This is a genomic window from Parahaliea maris, assembly GCF_008064665.1.
GTDB lineage: Bacteria > Pseudomonadota > Gammaproteobacteria > Pseudomonadales > Halieaceae > Parahaliea > Parahaliea maris.
The window spans coordinates 234,037-249,369 of the sequence record NZ_VRZA01000004.1 but is presented as its reverse complement, the minus strand read 5'-3'; the positions used below and the strand labels follow the sequence as shown (position 1 = coordinate 249,369).

The 15,333-nt window shown below is 63.4% G+C and carries 14 protein-coding genes; 5 read left to right on the top strand and 9 right to left on the bottom strand.

Annotation, left to right across the window (positions count from 1 at the left end):
* Positions 1-111 precede the first annotated feature (111 nt).
* A complete protein-coding gene (locus tag FV139_RS12935; RefSeq protein ID WP_148068870.1) occupies positions 112-981 on the top strand; it encodes a helix-turn-helix transcriptional regulator in 870 nt (289 codons plus the stop codon).
* A gap of 73 nt (positions 982-1,054) precedes the next feature.
* The gene (locus tag FV139_RS12930; protein ID WP_148068869.1) at positions 1,055-1,444 is read left to right on the top strand and encodes a YkvA family protein; all 390 of its coding nucleotides are present in this window, start codon (positions 1,055-1,057) and stop codon (positions 1,442-1,444) included.
* Here the strand turns inward: FV139_RS12930 and FV139_RS12925 are convergent.
* The 3 genes from FV139_RS12925 to FV139_RS12915 form a co-directional block, all read right to left on the bottom strand.
* Entirely contained in the window at positions 1,441-2,436 is a 996-nt protein-coding gene (locus FV139_RS12925; RefSeq protein WP_235898647.1) for an NAD(P)H-quinone oxidoreductase, read from the bottom strand. The genes FV139_RS12930 and FV139_RS12925 overlap by 4 nt on opposite strands.
* Before the next feature lie 52 nt (positions 2,437-2,488).
* Positions 2,489-3,223: a hypothetical protein gene (locus tag FV139_RS12920; protein WP_148068868.1), complete on the bottom strand. Its 735-nt coding sequence runs from the start codon at positions 3,221-3,223 to the stop codon at positions 2,489-2,491.
* Positions 3,224-3,433: 210 nt separating this feature from the next.
* Positions 3,434-4,288 (bottom strand): mechanosensitive ion channel family protein, encoded by an 855-nt coding sequence (locus tag FV139_RS12915; RefSeq protein ID WP_148068867.1) that lies wholly within the window; start codon positions 4,286-4,288, stop codon positions 3,434-3,436.
* Between the two features lie 86 nt (positions 4,289-4,374).
* Here FV139_RS12915 and FV139_RS12910 point away from each other — a divergent pair, with 86 nt between their 5' ends.
* Positions 4,375-5,349 (top strand): magnesium transporter CorA family protein, encoded by a 975-nt coding sequence (locus FV139_RS12910; RefSeq protein ID WP_148068866.1) that lies wholly within the window; start codon positions 4,375-4,377, stop codon positions 5,347-5,349.
* Position 5,350: 1 nt separating this feature from the next.
* On the opposite strand, the gene FV139_RS12905 is transcribed toward FV139_RS12910, so the two are convergent.
* Positions 5,351-6,742 (bottom strand): M20/M25/M40 family metallo-hydrolase, encoded by a 1,392-nt coding sequence (locus tag FV139_RS12905; RefSeq protein ID WP_148068865.1) that lies wholly within the window; start codon positions 6,740-6,742, stop codon positions 5,351-5,353.
* 123 nt (positions 6,743-6,865) lie between these two features.
* Here FV139_RS12905 and FV139_RS12900 point away from each other — a divergent pair, with 123 nt between their 5' ends.
* Entirely contained in the window at positions 6,866-8,374 is a 1,509-nt protein-coding gene (locus FV139_RS12900; RefSeq protein WP_148068864.1) for a WS/DGAT/MGAT family O-acyltransferase, read from the top strand.
* Here the strand turns inward: FV139_RS12900 and ypfJ are convergent.
* Entirely contained in the window at positions 8,371-9,279 is a 909-nt protein-coding gene (gene ypfJ / locus FV139_RS12895) for a KPN_02809 family neutral zinc metallopeptidase (RefSeq protein WP_148068863.1), read from the bottom strand. The genes FV139_RS12900 and ypfJ overlap by 4 nt on opposite strands.
* A 111-nt stretch (positions 9,280-9,390) precedes the next feature.
* Between ypfJ and FV139_RS12890 the strand changes: the two genes are divergently transcribed.
* Positions 9,391-10,845: a helicase HerA-like domain-containing protein gene (locus FV139_RS12890; RefSeq protein WP_148068862.1), complete on the top strand. Its 1,455-nt coding sequence runs from the start codon at positions 9,391-9,393 to the stop codon at positions 10,843-10,845.
* 30 nt (positions 10,846-10,875) lie between these two features.
* On the opposite strand, the gene FV139_RS12885 is transcribed toward FV139_RS12890, so the two are convergent.
* The 4 genes from FV139_RS12885 to FV139_RS12870 all read right to left on the bottom strand — a co-directional run bounded on the left by FV139_RS12885 (position 10,876) and on the right by FV139_RS12870 (position 14,956).
* Positions 10,876-11,826: a DUF808 domain-containing protein gene (locus FV139_RS12885; protein WP_148068861.1), complete on the bottom strand. Its 951-nt coding sequence runs from the start codon at positions 11,824-11,826 to the stop codon at positions 10,876-10,878.
* A gap of 75 nt (positions 11,827-11,901) precedes the next feature.
* A complete protein-coding gene (gene ppk1, locus FV139_RS12880) occupies positions 11,902-14,040 on the bottom strand; it encodes a polyphosphate kinase 1 (RefSeq protein ID WP_148068860.1) in 2,139 nt (712 codons plus the stop codon).
* 177 nt (positions 14,041-14,217) lie between these two features.
* Positions 14,218-14,442 carry a hypothetical protein gene (locus FV139_RS12875; RefSeq protein WP_148068859.1) on the bottom strand — a complete coding sequence of 75 codons (225 nt, stop codon included), beginning with the start codon at positions 14,440-14,442 and terminating at the stop codon, positions 14,218-14,220.
* 109 nt (positions 14,443-14,551) lie between these two features.
* A complete protein-coding gene (locus FV139_RS12870) occupies positions 14,552-14,956 on the bottom strand; it encodes a hypothetical protein (RefSeq protein WP_148068858.1) in 405 nt (134 codons plus the stop codon).
* Between the last annotated feature and the right edge of the window lie 377 nt (positions 14,957-15,333).

The following is a 15,333-nucleotide window of genomic DNA, read 5'->3' as shown; positions in this document are numbered from 1 at the left end:
TCCTGCTGTTCGTATGGTCTGCGGGTATTCTACACAACGCTCCACGCGGTAACCTATGGGCCAGGTGAATAACTCAAACCCCGGGACGCATTACCGCGCGGAGACTGCTTCATGAGCCAACGGCAGAAATGGCCGATTCGTTGGGACCTGCTGGTCCGCTACCGCTATATCGAAACCCTGGTGTTGTGGGAGGGCCGACTCACCACCCGCCACCTCTGCGAGACCTTTGGCATTGGCCGCCAACAGGCCAGCAAGGACATCAATACCTACCTGCGCGAGATCGGGCCGGGCAACCTCGAGTACGACAAGTACCTCAAGGGCTACAAGCCCACGCCGGATTTTTCACCCCGGGTGACCCAGGGCCTGGCCGATGAGTACCTGCACCTGATGGCGCGCAACAACGAGCTGTCGAACGTGTTCGAATCCCTCGCCCTGAATGTCGCCAATGTCGAGGTGCTCTCGGTGCCGGTGCGGGATGTGGCGCCGGAAACGCTGCGCCCGATCATGCAGGCAGCGCGGCAGCAGCGCCGCCTGGAAGTAGACTACGTCTCCATCAACAACCCGGATAGGGAGGGGCGCATCATCGTGCCCCACACCCTGGTATTCACCGGCCTGCGCTGGCACGTCCGGGCCTGGTGCGAAAAGAACCAGGGCTACCGGGACTTCGTCCTGAGCCGTTTCCGGGACGCCCCGGAGATGATGGACGAATCACCCCACGGCGCCGACGGTGACAGCGAGTGGAACACACGGGTAACCATTCGTATCGTCCCCGACCCCCGGCTGCGGCCGGAACAGCAGGAGGTGGTGCAGGCCGACTTTGGCATGGAGGATGGCGCGCTGTTGATCTCCACCCGGGCGCGGCTCGTCTCCTACGCCCTGCGGCTACTGCATATCGACCCGGCGGAAATCCGCGAGGAGGCGGCGGCCCAGCAGATCCGGGTCGAGAACCTCGAGGAACTGCGGCCCTGGCTGTTTGGGTGAGGTGGCGTTGAGGTGGCATACGGCCCACCGGAGTCGTTACACTGATCACTGATCGGGATGCAGGGTGAACGCCATGGGCGCTTACAACAGCAGGACAGGCAGCTACCGCCAGGCCTATAGCGACGAGAGCTTCTGGCTGAAACTGCGGCGCTTTGCGGGAACCGCGGGGCGCGAGCTCACCGAGAAGGCGCTGATGCTCTACTACGCGGCGCGGCGCCCCGAAACCCCCACCTGGGCCCGGGCCACCATTTACGGGGCGCTGGGCTATTTCATCGCACCGCTGGACGCCATCGTCGACATCACCCCGGGCATTGGCTATACCGATGACCTCGGGGTGCTGGCCGTGGCCTTCCTGACCGTGGCCCGCTACGTCGACGCCGACGTGCGCGCCCAGGCCGCGCGCCGGGTCGACCAGTGGTTTGGCCCCAAGGTCATTCCGGCCCCGGACCACAAGGGTCACTAGGACAGCGTCAGGACGATCTTGCCGATGTGCTGGCTGCTCTCCATGAGCTGGTGCGCCGCTGCAGCCTGCTCCAGCGGGAACGTCGCCGCTATTACCGGCCGCACCTCGCCAGCGGCATAAAGGGGCCAGACAGACTCGCGCAGGGCCGCGGCGATGGCGGCCTTGTCGTCAGCCGTGCGGGGGCGCAGGGTAGATGCCGTCAGGGTCAGGCGCTTGACCAGCATGGGCACAAAATTCACCTCCGTCTGGAAGCCCTGCTGGAAGGCGATATTGACGATGCGCCCGTCCATCGCCGCCAGGCTCAGGTTGCGGCTGACATAGTCGCCCCCGACCATGTCGAGGATCACATCGACCCCCTCGCCCCCGGTGGCCTCCCGCAGCACGTCAACGAAATCCTGCTCCCGGTAGTTCACTGCCAGTTCCGCGCCCAGGGCCTCGCAGGCGCGGCATTTCTCGTCACTCCCCGCGGTGGCAAACACCCGCGCGCCCAGGGCCTTCGCCATCTGGATGGCGGTAATACCAATGCCAGAGCTGCCGCCGTGCACCAGCAGCGTCTCGCCTGCCTTGAGGGCGGCGCGTTCGAACACGTTGGTCCACACGGTAAAACAGGTTTCCGGCAGGCTGGCGGCCTCCACGGCGCTCAGGCCATCGGGTATCGGCAGGCACTGGCCCGCGGGCGCCACAGTGTAAGCCGCGTAGCCGCCGCCATTGGTGAGGGCACAGACGGCGTCACCGACCTGCCATCCCGTCACGCCTTCGCCCAGCGCTGCCACGCGGCCCGCTACTTCCAGCCCGGGCAGGTCGGAGGCGCCGGGCGGTGGCGGGTAGAGGCCGCGGCGTTGCATCACATCGGGGCGGTTGACCCCCGCCGCGGCCACTTCAATCAGCAGTTCGCCCACAGCCGGCACGGGCAGCGGCCGGCTCGCCGGTACCAGCACCTCGGGGTCGCCGGGCTGGCTGATTTCGACACAGAGCATGGTGTTGGGGGACATGGCACTTCTCTCCAGCGGAAAAGCGCCTATTCTGGCACAGCCCGGGCAGGGACTACGACGCGGCGTCGCCCTCCCCGGCTGCCAGCGCGCTGAAATGCTGGAAAACCTGCAGCTGGACCTCCACCAGCATGGCGGCCAGGGGCGCCTGCCAGGGCGCTTCGGCGCCACCGCTTTCACCGAGGCCACCGGGCCAGTGTGCCAGGTAGGCCTCGCCCTGCTCAGCCGCCAGGAAGTGATCGAGTTCCGCCGCCTTGTCCACCGCCAGCAACCAGTTGGTTTCGCGCATGGCGACCCCGAGACGGGGATGGGGGTGGGCTGCGAGCTCGACCAGCAATGACAGGCTGCGGGCGTCCAGTGGCCGGTAGGCGGTCAGCCTGAGGCGCCCCTCCTCGGTGGCCGCCAGCGCCCCGAGCATATAGCCCTCGCGCTCCAGGGTAATCACGTCGTCGTCGAAATCCACCGGGCCCAATTCCAGCCACCAGGCCTCGTTGCGGGCACTGCGTACCGGGGCGACACCCTGGTCCACCGAGCGGCCATAGGGGGGTACCCCACCCAGCTGTTCCAGCAGGCGCTGCATGCTGTACTCCATGGCGAGCCAGTCGCTGTGGCGCCTGGCACTGCTGCACTGGAGTTCATAGAGCATTGCCGGCGGCGAGGTGGCGCCGACGCTGTCTTCCAGCCCGGCGCAGGGCACCGCACCGTGATCGTCGAGTAGCTCAGAGGCGGGAGGCAGACCGAGCTGGCCCAGGAGTTCGTAGTGAAAGGCGAGTCTGGTGGGTTGGGGCATGTGGGCTCCTCCCTGAGCGCGTTAGCCAGTGACAGGCTGCCGGGGGAATCCGTCCCCTCGGTCGAAAGGTCCAGAGTATGGCGCCCGCCCGCCAACGCAAGACGAGGCGCGCGGAGTTGAGCAGCGGGTCACAAATTCACCGGCCGCTGGCAGAGTATAGTCCAGCTTGCCAAGGCTGCCAGCGGGCCTGAAGAAGGCTGCCAGCGGGCCTCAGTCGCGCAACAGGCGCAGCTCGCCGTCGAGGTGGACGTCCTGTTGCGGGAAGGAAATGACCACGTCGTGCTCGCGAAACAGCGCGTCGATGCGGAAGCGCAGGTCACTGCGGATCACCCGCAGGCCACGCTCGGTGCTGGAGTGAATCCACACGTTGAGCTCGAACACCAGGGCGCTGTCGCCGAAATCGTCGAAGATCACCATCGCCTCTGGCTCCTTGAGCACGTCGGGGTGATCCTCCGCCGCCTGCCGGATCAGGCGCTCGGTCAAACGGACATCGGAACCGTAGGCCACCCCTACCCGCACCGCCGTGCGCACCAGGGAATCCACCAGGGTCCAGTTGGTCACGGTGTTTTCCAGCAACTGGCTGTTGGGGATCAGCAGGTGCACACCATCCACCCGGCGAATGCGGGTCGAGCGGGTATTGATCGCCTCCACGGTGCCGCGCACGTCGTCGATCTCGAGGAAGTCGCCGATCTTGATCGGCCGCTCCCACATGAGAATCCAGCCGCTGATGAAATTGTTGATGATGTTCTGGGCACCGAAGCCAATACCGATGGCCACGGCACCGGAGACAAAGGCAAAGGCCGTTAGCGGTACACCCAGCAGATCAAGGGTCACCAGACCCAGGATGACCAGACCGACAATCTGGTAGGCGCGGATCACCAGTTGCACCGCATTGGGGTCGGTGCCGCGCCGGCCCAGGCTGGAGCGAAGGACACGCGCGCTCCACAGAATGACGGTGAAACCGGCCAGAATGAAGGCCAGTACGGTAAAGATCTTGGCCAGGTCGATGGTGACCTCGCCGAAGACAATCAGCGGGGTGTGGAGAATGCTGTCGATTTCTTCCATGCTATTATCCAACGCAGCGTTAACCCGAATGGTAGTGGTCAAGGCACGGTTGATCAATTCGACTGTGCCCCTGGTGGAGCCTGGAGATGATACGAGCCAAGTTGCTGTCGACGGACGGTCAGCAGGAATGCGGTGAGCTGGAACTGGTAGAGCGCTGGCGCGACACAGAGGGCGCCTTCCTGTGGCTCGACCTGGAGGGCGACATATCCCCCGAGCGCAAGGAGTTACTGCTGTCGCTCGGCTGTTCGGAACTGGCGATTACCGACAGCAACCGCCTGCGCCACCCCCCCAAGATCGAGAGCTTCGCCGACAATACCTTCATCCTGTTTCGCGGGATCGCCCGGATCGACGACAACCTCAACCTGGTGCCGCAACAGGTGGGCCTGTGGGTGGGCGACAACTACCTGATCTCGGTGCACCGCGGGCTGTCGGTGAGCGTCAACCATTTCTGGCAGGAGGCGCCCGAGCGGCGCTCCCTGGCAGACCCGGCGGAGCTCGCCCTGCGGATACTGCATTTCGCCAGCGGCCGCTATCTGGACAAGATCCTGCAGTTTGAGGATGAGCTCAGCGGACTGGAGGACTCACTGCTGACCGGGGAGTCCGACAGCACCATGCGCGAGCTGGTGGGCTACCGCTCGCGCCTGCGCAAGTTGCGGCGGATTTTCAACTACCACCAGGTCATGACCGAGCAGTTGCTTCACCATGGCACGCCGCACCTGGGCGAAGGCGACCCCGACGACGCCACCCACCACCTGCGGCGGGATCTCTACGACCGCTGCGAGCGGCTCTACAGCCTGTGCAACATGTACTACGAAATCTGCGGCGACCTGGTGGAGGGTTATATCTCGCTTACCTCGCACCAGCTCAACAACACCATGAAGGTGCTGACTATCATCACCGCCATCTTCGTACCACTGAGCTTTCTCGCCGGCCTGTACGGCATGAACTTCGAGAACATGCCGGAACTGCACCTGCGCTACGGCTATTTTGTGGTGCTGTTTGTGATGATTGCGGTTGCCAGCACGATGCTCTGGCTGTTCCGCAAGATCCGCTGGCTATAGCTTAGGGCCCGGTCAGTTCACGGATAATGGTGCTCCAGTGGTCGAGGGCGCCGAAGAAGGCTTTCTTGGGGACCCGCTCGTTCAGGCCGTGGGCAAACATTTCATCCGGGTCCATGAAGATACCGCTCACCGCCCAGGTCGGGATGCCGGCTTTGCGGAAATGCATGCCGTCGGTACCGCCGGACTCCATATAGGCCAGCAGTTTCACGTCGGGATAACGGGCGTGAACGGCTTTGCCCACCGCCGCCATCACGTCGTCGCGCAATTCTGAAATCGGACTCGCGGTAGGATCACCGAGCAGGTTGAACTCGATCGCATCGTTGCCCACCACCTGGCGCAGGGTCGCCTCCACATCGTTAACCGACTCACCGGGGAAGATACGGCAGTTGACGGTGACCGTGGCCGATTGCGGCAGGGCATTCTCGGCGTGGCCGGCCCGCAGCATGGTGGGGATACAGGTGGTGCGTGTGGTGCCGACATAGGAGGACTCCCGCGCCAGCCGGTCCGCCGCCTCTTCGTCACTCGGGTCGTAGGCGAAGCGGGTCATGGCCTCGCCCAGTTCCCCGCCCATCATTTCACCGGTCTGTTGGAAGTACGCCAGGGTCATTTCGCTCCAGCGCACCGGGAAGCGATAACCCTGGATATTACGAATGGCGTCGGACAGGTCAAAGATGGCGTTGTCCGCCCGGGGACGGGAGCTGTGGCCACCGGGATTCAGGGCAGTGAGTTCCCAGGTAGCGTAGGTTTTCTCGGCCGCCTGGACGGTGTAGACCAGGGCCCTGCCCTGCTTGTCCAGGTCGCCGCCGCCGGCATCCGAGTTGAGCGCGTACTCTGCGCGCGCCAGTTCAGGTGTCTCGTAGGCCAGCATGCGCGTAGTCGTCATGCCGCTCTCCTCGTCCCCGGAAAACACCAGGTAGAGGTCGCGATTGGGCTCGAAGCCCTCCTTGCGCAGGCGGATAAAGGTTGACGTTAGCTGGGCGACGCCGAATTTGTTGTCGATGGTGCCGCGGGCATAGAAGTACTTGTCGTCCTCGGTCAGTTCGAAGGGCGGGCGCTCCCAGTCACTGGCCAGGGCTTCCACCACATCCATATGCCCGAGAAACAGGATGGGGGCCAGCTTGCTGTCGGCGGCACCGGGATAGCGAGCCACCAGGGCGGCAAAGGGCCCTTTGGGAATCACCTTCACGTCGGCTTCGGCAAACCCGGCGTCCTGCAACTGGTCCGCCAGGTAGTTCGCCACCGCCAGGGTATTGCCCTTTGCCTTGGAGGTGTCCACCTCGACGATACTGCGGTAGATATCCAGGGTGCGGCTGGCGTGCTCGGACAGTACCGGGTCGGCAGCGTGGGCCAGCAGGGGGAACAGTGCGCCGAACAGGCAGGAAATACGCTTCATCGATAGCTCCGGATAAGCAGTTGAGGGAGGGCCACTGGGCAAGAATGTCGCCTGGTTGCTGTTCCCAAGGCAAGTCCCGGACTATTGTAGGGGTATAGATAGCGATTGATAAGGATAAAAGCTATGCGCAGAATTGACCTGGCTGACGCCGGTTTCCTTTACATGGAAAAACGCCAGACCCCCATGCATGTGGGCGGGCTGCACCTGTTCACCCTGCCCGACGGCGCCGAGGCAACCGAATTCCTCGGCCAGTGCCTGGAGGTGTTGCGAACCGATGAGCCCTACCGCAAACCCTTTGGCGATTACGTCGCCCACGGCCGGGCCGGCGCGCTCGGGCCGCTGTACTGGGAAAAGGACCGCAACTTCGACATCGATTACCACGTACGGCACTCGGCACTGCCCCAGCCGGGCAGGTTCCGCGAACTGTTCGTACTGATTTCCCGGCTGCACGGCATGCTGCTGGACCGCAACCGGCCCCTGTGGGAGAGCTACCTGATCGAGGGGCTGCAGAATCGCCAGTTCGCCCTGTACACCAAAATGCATCACGCCGCGACCGATGGCGCCGGCGCCATGCACATGGCCAATGCCATGTACTCCACGAAAAAGTCCGACCGGTCCGAGCGTTCGCCCTTTTCCCTGGCCGCCTACGAGGAGTACAAGGCCCGTTACCGCGCACAGAAGCAGGCCCGGGTCGTGCCCCGGGGAGCGGAGCTGCGCAATGTCTCGGAGGTGCTGCGGGAGCAGTTTGACACCACGGCCCACCTACTGGGCGCCCTGCGCCGTTTTGGCGGCGCTTTCATTGGCCGCGGCGAGGGCCTGGCGGTGCCGTGGCACCACGTGCCCCACACCTCGATGAACACCAATGTCACCGGGGCGCGCCGGTTTGTCGCCCAAAGCTGGGACTTCGACCGCGTTCGCGCGGTCTGCAAGGCGGCCAACGGCACCGTCAACGACATTGTGCTGGCCATGTGTGGCGGCGCCCTGCGGCGCTACCTGATATCCCAGGATGAGCTGCCAAAGCATTCCCTGAAAGCCATGACCCCTGTTTCCCTACGGGAAGAAGGCGACCTGGATTCATCCAACGCCGTCGGCTTTATCGTCGCCGACCTCGCCACCAACCTCGACGATCCGGAAGCGCGCCTGCGGCGCACCCAGGAATCGATGCAGGCCGGTAAATCGCTGGTCCAGAGCCTCTCCCGCCGCGAGGCCATGCTGTTCATGCAGATCACCCAGGTACCCGCCCTGCTGACCTCGGTGCTGGGGCTGGCGTCCCGCTTCCCCGCCTTCAGCACAGTGATCTCCAATGTCCCCGGCCCCCGGGAGCAACTGTACTGGAACGGTGCCAGCGTAGACGGCATGTACCCGGCGTCCATCGTCTTCGACGGCTTTGCCATGAACATCACCCTGGTCAGTTACAACAACAAGTTGCACTTCGGTATTGTGGCCTGCCGCCGCTCCATGCCCCAGGTGCAACGGCTTATCGACCACCTGGAAGATGCGCTGCAGGAACTGGAGGAAATGGCGGGCCTGGTGCCCGGTGGCAGCCAGCGGAAAAAAGCCCCGGTATCAAGGAAGAAAACCGTATCCCGGAAGAAACCTGTGGCCAGGAAGAAAAAAGCGGCCAGCGCCTAGAGTTTCGCGCTGGAGAAGGTGTCGCAGGCGTCCAGGTCACCGGATTCGAAACCGGTGCGGAACCAGCGCACCCGCTGTTCCGAGGTACCGTGGGTAAAGCTGTCCGGCACCACCTGGCGCCCCGCCTCCCGCTGCAGGCGGTCATCGCCAATGGCCGTCGCCGCCCGCAGGGCTTCCTCCAGGTCGCCGCTGTCCAGTAACTGGCGCTGGGTGTCTGCGGCGTGGCCCCAGAGGCCGGCGAAGCAGTCCGCCTGTAACTCCTGACGCACCGACAGCGCGTTGACCTCGGCTTCGCTGCGGCCACGGCCGGCAGCGCGAACCTGCTGGCTGATACCGAGCAGGGTCTGCACATGGTGGCCGACTTCGTGGGCGATCACATAGGCCTGGGCGAAATCACCCGGGGCGCCGTGACGGGTCCTGAGGTCATTGAAGAAAGAAAGGTCGATGTAGAGCTGCTGGTCGCCCGGGCAGTAGAACGGCCCCACCGCGGCTGTGGCCATGCCGCAGGCGGAATTCACCCTGCCTGAGAACAGCACCAGCGTGGGCTCGCGATAGGCGCGCCCGAGCCCGGCGAACAGTTCGTGCCAGGTCTGCTCGGTATCGGCCAGCACCACTGAAGTGAAATCCGCCAGTTCTTCCTCCTCCTGGCTGAAGGTCGCCGGGGCACTGCTGTGGCTGGTCACACCCCCGCCGAGGAACATCCCCAGCACGTCAATGCCCAGCAGGCGCCCGCCCACCAGCACCAGCACACCGACGATCAGGAGCGTACGGCCGGCCTTGCTGCGGATCAGCGCAGGGAGAAAACGCAGCAGCAAGGGCGTCGCAGAGGCCGCGCTGCTGTAGGACGGGCTTTCGCCCCGCCGGTCATCGATATTGCTACTGCGCCTGCCGCCTTTCCACCGCATGGAGTCACTCCCTGAACCTGCTCCTACATTAGCACCTGATCCGCCTCTGGCAAGCCCGAGCGAAGCTGCCTATGATGGCTCGACGGGATGATCCACGGACAGGTACAGGATATGAGTGACGGCATTCTCATCGGCGGCAGCGCAGCGGGCAAGGTTTACCTGAACCCACGTTATGCCAACCGGCATGGCCTGGTCGCCGGCGCCACCGGCACCGGCAAAACGGTCACCCTGCAATGCCTGGCCGAGGGTTTTTCCGACCTCGGCGTTCCGGTGTTCCTGGCCGACGTGAAAGGTGACATATCCGGCATGTGCCAGGCCGGCAAGCCCCACCCCAAGGTGGACGAGCGGGTGAGTTCCATCGGCATTGCCGACTATCACCAGCGGGCGTACCCAGTGGCTTTCTGGGACCTGTTCGCGAAACAGGGCACCCCGGTGCGCGCCACCATCTCGGAAATGGGCCCCCAGTTGCTGTCGCGCCTGCTGGACCTGAACGAAACCCAGGAGGGCGTCATGACCCTGGTGTTCGAGTTCGCCGACCGGGAGGGCATGCTGCTGGTGGATCTCACCGACCTGCGTTCGACCCTGCAGTACCTCGCCGACAACCGCAAGGCCATGGGCGCCAATTACAGCGTACCCGTGGCCTCGGTGAACGCCATTCTGCGGCGGCTGCTGGTACTGGAACGGGAAGGCGCCAACAGCTTCTTCGGTGAACCGGCCCTGCAACTGTCCGACTTCATGCAAACCACCCGGGACGGCCGCGGCGTCATCAACCTGCTGGCAGCCGACCAGCTGATCAACAGCCCGCGAGCCTACTCCACCTTCCTGCTCTGGCTATTGTCGGAGCTGTTTGAAAACCTCCCGGAACTGGGTGACCCGGAGCAACCGGTACTGGTGTTTTTCTTCGACGAGGCACACCTGCTGTTCCGGGATGCGCCCAAGGCGCTACTGGAGAAAATCGAACAGGTGGTGCGACTGATCCGCTCCAAGGGGGTGGGCGTCTACTTCGTGACCCAGAGCCCGGCGGATATCCCCGACAGTGTACTGGCCCAGCTGGGCAACCGGGTGCAGCACGCCCTGCGTGCCTATACGCCGGCGGAACGCAAGGCGGTGCGGGTTGCCGCCCAGTCCTTCCGCGAGAATCCGGGAGTCGACACCGCCACGGTCATCAGTGAACTGGGCGTGGGGGAAGCGCTGGTGTCGACTCTGCAGGACAAGGGGATACCGATGCCGGTGGAGAGAGTGTTGATCCGGCCGCCGCAGTCGCGCATGGGCAAGGCAACGGCCGAGGAGCGACAGGCGGTGCTGGACCGGGATCCCAACCTGAAGCGCTATGGCGAAGCGGTAGACCCCCGCTCGGCCCATGAAATACTCAGCGAACGCACTGCCGCGGCCCTGGCCAGGCAAAAGGAAGCGGACCTGGAAAAGCGTGCCGGGCGGAGTTCGTCCCGCGGCGGCTCCGGGCGCCAGAGTGCCTCGGAGGCGTTCTTCAAAAGCATGGCGCGGGCGGCCGGCAGCAGCCTGGGGCGGCAGTTGTTCCGCGGCCTGCTGGGATCGCTGCTGAAATAGTGCCGAAATAGTGCCCTATTGGAGTACAGGTCAGTGGCCGTTGCCCGGCCTGACCTTCTGTACTGCTCCCTGGACTGCCAGGGTCAGGGCGCCGGCAAGCACACCGAACAGCGCCGCCAGGATAGTGAAACCGGCAAAGTGAATGACCGGACCGACGACCCGGATCGCACTGCCCGCCTCCACCAGGTACTCGAAGACCTCCGCCACCGGATGCAGGCCGTGAACCAGTATGCCGCCGCCGACCATGAACATCGCCAGCGTACCCACCACCCCCAGCGCCTTCATCAGCCACGGGGCAAAGCTCAACAGTGAGCGGCCAAGCCAGTGCAGGAAGCGAACACCGGCGCCCTCCCCCTCGCGCTGACTGAGCCAGAGCCCGGCGTCGTCCAGCTTGATGATCCCGGCCACCAGCCCGTACACGCCCACCGTCATCACCAGCGCGATACCCGCCACCACCATCACCTGGGTGCTGAACACCGCGTCGGCCACGGTACCCAGGGTAATGACGATAATTTCCGCGGAAAGAATGAAATCGGTGCGAATGGCCCCGTTGATCTTGGCCCGCTCTTCCTTGACCAGGTCACGCTGTGGATCGGCAACCCGCTCCACCAGTTCGTGTTCGTGGGCCGCGTCCTCCTCCTGCGAGTGGAGGATGGGGTGGGCCAGCTTTTCGAAGCCTTCGTAGCACAGGAACAACCCCCCCAGCATCAGCAGGGGGGTTATCAACCAGGGCGCCACGACGGAAATCAGCAGGGCCGCCGGCACCAGGATGCACTTGTTGCGGAAGGAGCCCTTGGCCACCGCCCACACCACGGGCAGTTCGCGGTCGGCGCGCACGCCAGACACCTGCTCGGCATTCACCGCGAGATCATCGCCCAGCACGCCAGCGGTTTTCTTGGCGGCGACTTTCGACAGGACCGAAACATCGTCCAGGATGGTGGCGATGTCGTCGATCAGTACCAGCAGGCTACTACCGGCCACAGTTGTCCTCCACGTGCTATCCAGAAATTTCCCGGAGTGTAACCGAGAAAAGCGCGCGAGTAACCGCGGCCGGGCCTAATCGTGATGGCGTCGACGCTTTGCCGGGTCGTGCATCCCGGTCCGGGGGTACCGCGGTAATTTGCCGGTGGCGAGGTAACGGTGGATCGACTCCTGGGAGCGAATTTGCGCGGTCTTCTTGCGGCCCTTGACCTTGTGGTTGTCCTGGTCCGCATCGAGCACCCGGGCCTTGACGTTGTCGTGCCACTGCTGGTCGAGAATGTCCTGGATCATCTGCTGCGCAGCGGGGTCATGGACCGGGCACAGCACCTCGACCCGGAAGTCGATGTTGCGCGTCATCAGGTCGGCGGAACCGATCAGGTAGCGCGGTTTGCCGCGGTTGTAGAACACGTAGGCCCGCGGGTGTTCGAGGTAGCGGTCGACGATGCTGATGGCGTGGATATTCTCGGAAATACCGGGAATCCCCGGCCGCAGGGAGCACATTCCCCGTACGATCAGGTGAATTTCCACCCCCGCCCCCGAGGCCTCGTAGAGTTTGTCCACCAGGGCGCTGTCCACCAGGTTGTTGCACTTGAGGATCATCATCGCCCGGTAGCCCTGGCGGGCGTTGGCGATCTCCTTCTCGATCAGGCTCTCGATACCACTGCGGGTGGAGTGGGGAGAGACCAGCAGGTGCTGGTATTCCGGGCGCTTGTAGTTGAACTGCAGGAAGTCGAACACGTTGTAGACATCCCGGCCGATTTCCTGGTCGTAGGTGAGCAGGGTGAAATCGGTGTACAGGCGCGCGGTCTTCTCGTTGAAATTGCCGGTACCGATGTGCGAGTAAAAGCGCGGCGTGCCGTTCTCCTTGCGCTCGATCAGTACCAGCTTGCTATGGACCTTCAGGCCCGGCACACCAAACATCACGTCGATGCCGTTGTCCGTCAGTCGCTCGGCCCAGGTAATGTTGGCCGCCTCGTCGAACCGCGCCGCCAGTTCCACCACCGCCAGCACCCGCTTGCCGTTCTGCACCGCATTGACCAGGGCATCGATCACGCGGGACACCTTGGCCACCCGGTACAGGCAGATCTTGATGCTGCTCACATGCGGGTCGAGGGCGGCGGTCTTGAGCAGGTCCACAATGTAATCGAAGGGATGGTAGGGGTAATACAGGAACACATCCTGCTCGCGAATACTGTCGAACAGGCTGCCGGGTTCGTCGAGCCGGGGGATGCGAATGGGGGGCTGGGGTTTGAACTCCAGGTACCTCGGTCCCACATTGGGAAACGACATGAAGTCCTTGGAATTATGGTAGCGGCCGCCGGGAATCATGCTGTCGTACTTGCCGAAACCAAAGCGGGAACTCAGGTACTCGAGCAGCCGCGGCGGCATCGTGTGGTCGTAGACAAACCGCACCGCGTCCGCCTTGCGCCGCTGCTTGAGGCTGCTGGCCATCTTCTCGATCAGGCTTTCCGTAATATCCGGATCGATCTCCAGTTCCGCGTCGCGGGAAAACTTGAAACAGTAGGCCGCCGCCTCATCCACCGGGAACACGCCACGGAACATCTGCGGCAGGCAGGCCCGGATCACGTTGTCCAGGGCAATAAAGACCTTGCCCTGCTTGCCCTTGCGCCGTGGAATCTCGACAAAGCGCTCCAGCCGGTCGGTGGGCACCTCGACCACGGCGTAGTTGTAGTCGTCTCCCGAGCGGATATCCATCGCCAGGTAGATCGATTCGTCGTTGAGCATTGGAATGGCCTGATCAGGGCGCAGCAGGATGGGCTCCAGCTCGGGAAGCACGGTCTGGGTGAAGTACTCCTGGACAAAGGCCGCCTGGCCGGGGTCGAGCTGGCGCTCGTTGATCATGTAGATGCGGCGCTTGCGCAGGTCGCGCAGGACCGAGTTGTAGACCTGTTCGAACTCCTTTTGCTGCTCGACCACCCGGTTCTGGATCGCGGCCAGCAATTCCTTGGCCTGCTGGTGGGCCTTGCCGGAGGTCACCGAGATAAGGCGCCTCACCTCCGCCACCCGAACGCGGAAGAATTCGTCCATGTTGTTGGAGAAAATACCCAGGTAACGCAGGCGCTGGATCACGGGCACGGAATGGTCGGCGGCCTCCTGCAATACCCGAGCGTTGAACTGTAACCAGCTCAGTTCTCTCGAGATGAAGAGTTCCTGGTGGGATTCCGCAAGGCGCAGCTTGATCGGGCTGGGCATACAGGTCCTTGAATGCGAAGGTGACAGCACACGGGGCAGAGCGCCCCGTAAAACGACACATTGTGTGATCCTAGCATGACAGTTTTATGACAGCGATCACCCGCGACATTTCAAGGACAGAAAAAAAAGCCCGGCACATGGCCGGGCTAAAGGTAGGGTTTGTTACCTACAGGGGAATCATTCATTGGCGGCAATCAGTTCGAGATGGCCGAGAACCGTCACAAACTCCGCAGCGACGGCTTCCATCTGGTCGCGCATCTCATTGTGCCCCGGGCTCGCCTGCAAGGCCTTGCAGCCCTCTTCCACCAGGGCGACCAGCGTGATCAGCTCGAACTCGTCGAACTCCAGCGTCACCAGCGGCGAGCGTCGGTCGAGGCAGTGCTCCAGGGCAATCGTTCTCATCAATCATCACCAACAAAAAAGTAGAGGGAAAAAAGGGCCCGGTTGGTCAGAGACATGGCCGGGCCAAGGTAGGGAACTTTCCCCTCTAAGGAGCCGTTGTAAACTTCGCTCAGGCCGCGGCCTGCTCGAAGGCATCCGGATACGCGCTGCGCACCGCGGAAAAACTGTAATCTTCCATGCCCAGTTCCTTGAGCACCGGCTGCAGATCATCGCCGGCGCGAGAACTCAGGCGCTTTTGTACCGCCTCTACCAGGCCGTAGCGGTTGGCCATCTGCCAGGTGCCCGTGGCCCGGGTCCGCTTGCCCTTGCTGTAGCTGAGGGCCTCTTCGTAGGCGTAGATGGCGCGGACGGCTGCCAGTTCGAGTTCACTTTCGGTGGCGTAGCCCTCGGACCGCAGGTCCACGGCGCGGCGATAGGCCTGCTTGGCCAGTTCCGGGTGCCCCTGGCGCTGGGCATTACGCGCGAACACGTAGCATTTTTCCGGTTCGCTGATTCGAAGTACCAATTCGTGCATGTGCTTTCTCCTACCGTTCTGTCTGCGAGGTTTCGACCTCGTTCGTTGACCACGGTGTAAAGATTACGCGCCGCGCGGAAGTCTCTACATGGCAGAGCGCGACAAGCGCATAACAGTTTGCGACAGCCGGTGACGCCAGTTGATACAGCGCGGGAGGTTGAGGAGAAAAAGGCTTGATTCAGAAAGAAAAAAGCCCGCAAATCGGGAAGAGATGGCGGGCTAAAACAGCCGTATGTTTCGGGGCGGAAACATCGGCCAGGGGACGTGTAGCATGCGACGGGCCGTCACATGCTAATTTCAAAAATAGACCGCTACCGGCAAATGGCAAGTTCTGGTGCGAAAAAAGTTCGCCCTGCCCCAGTTGCGAGCGATAACCA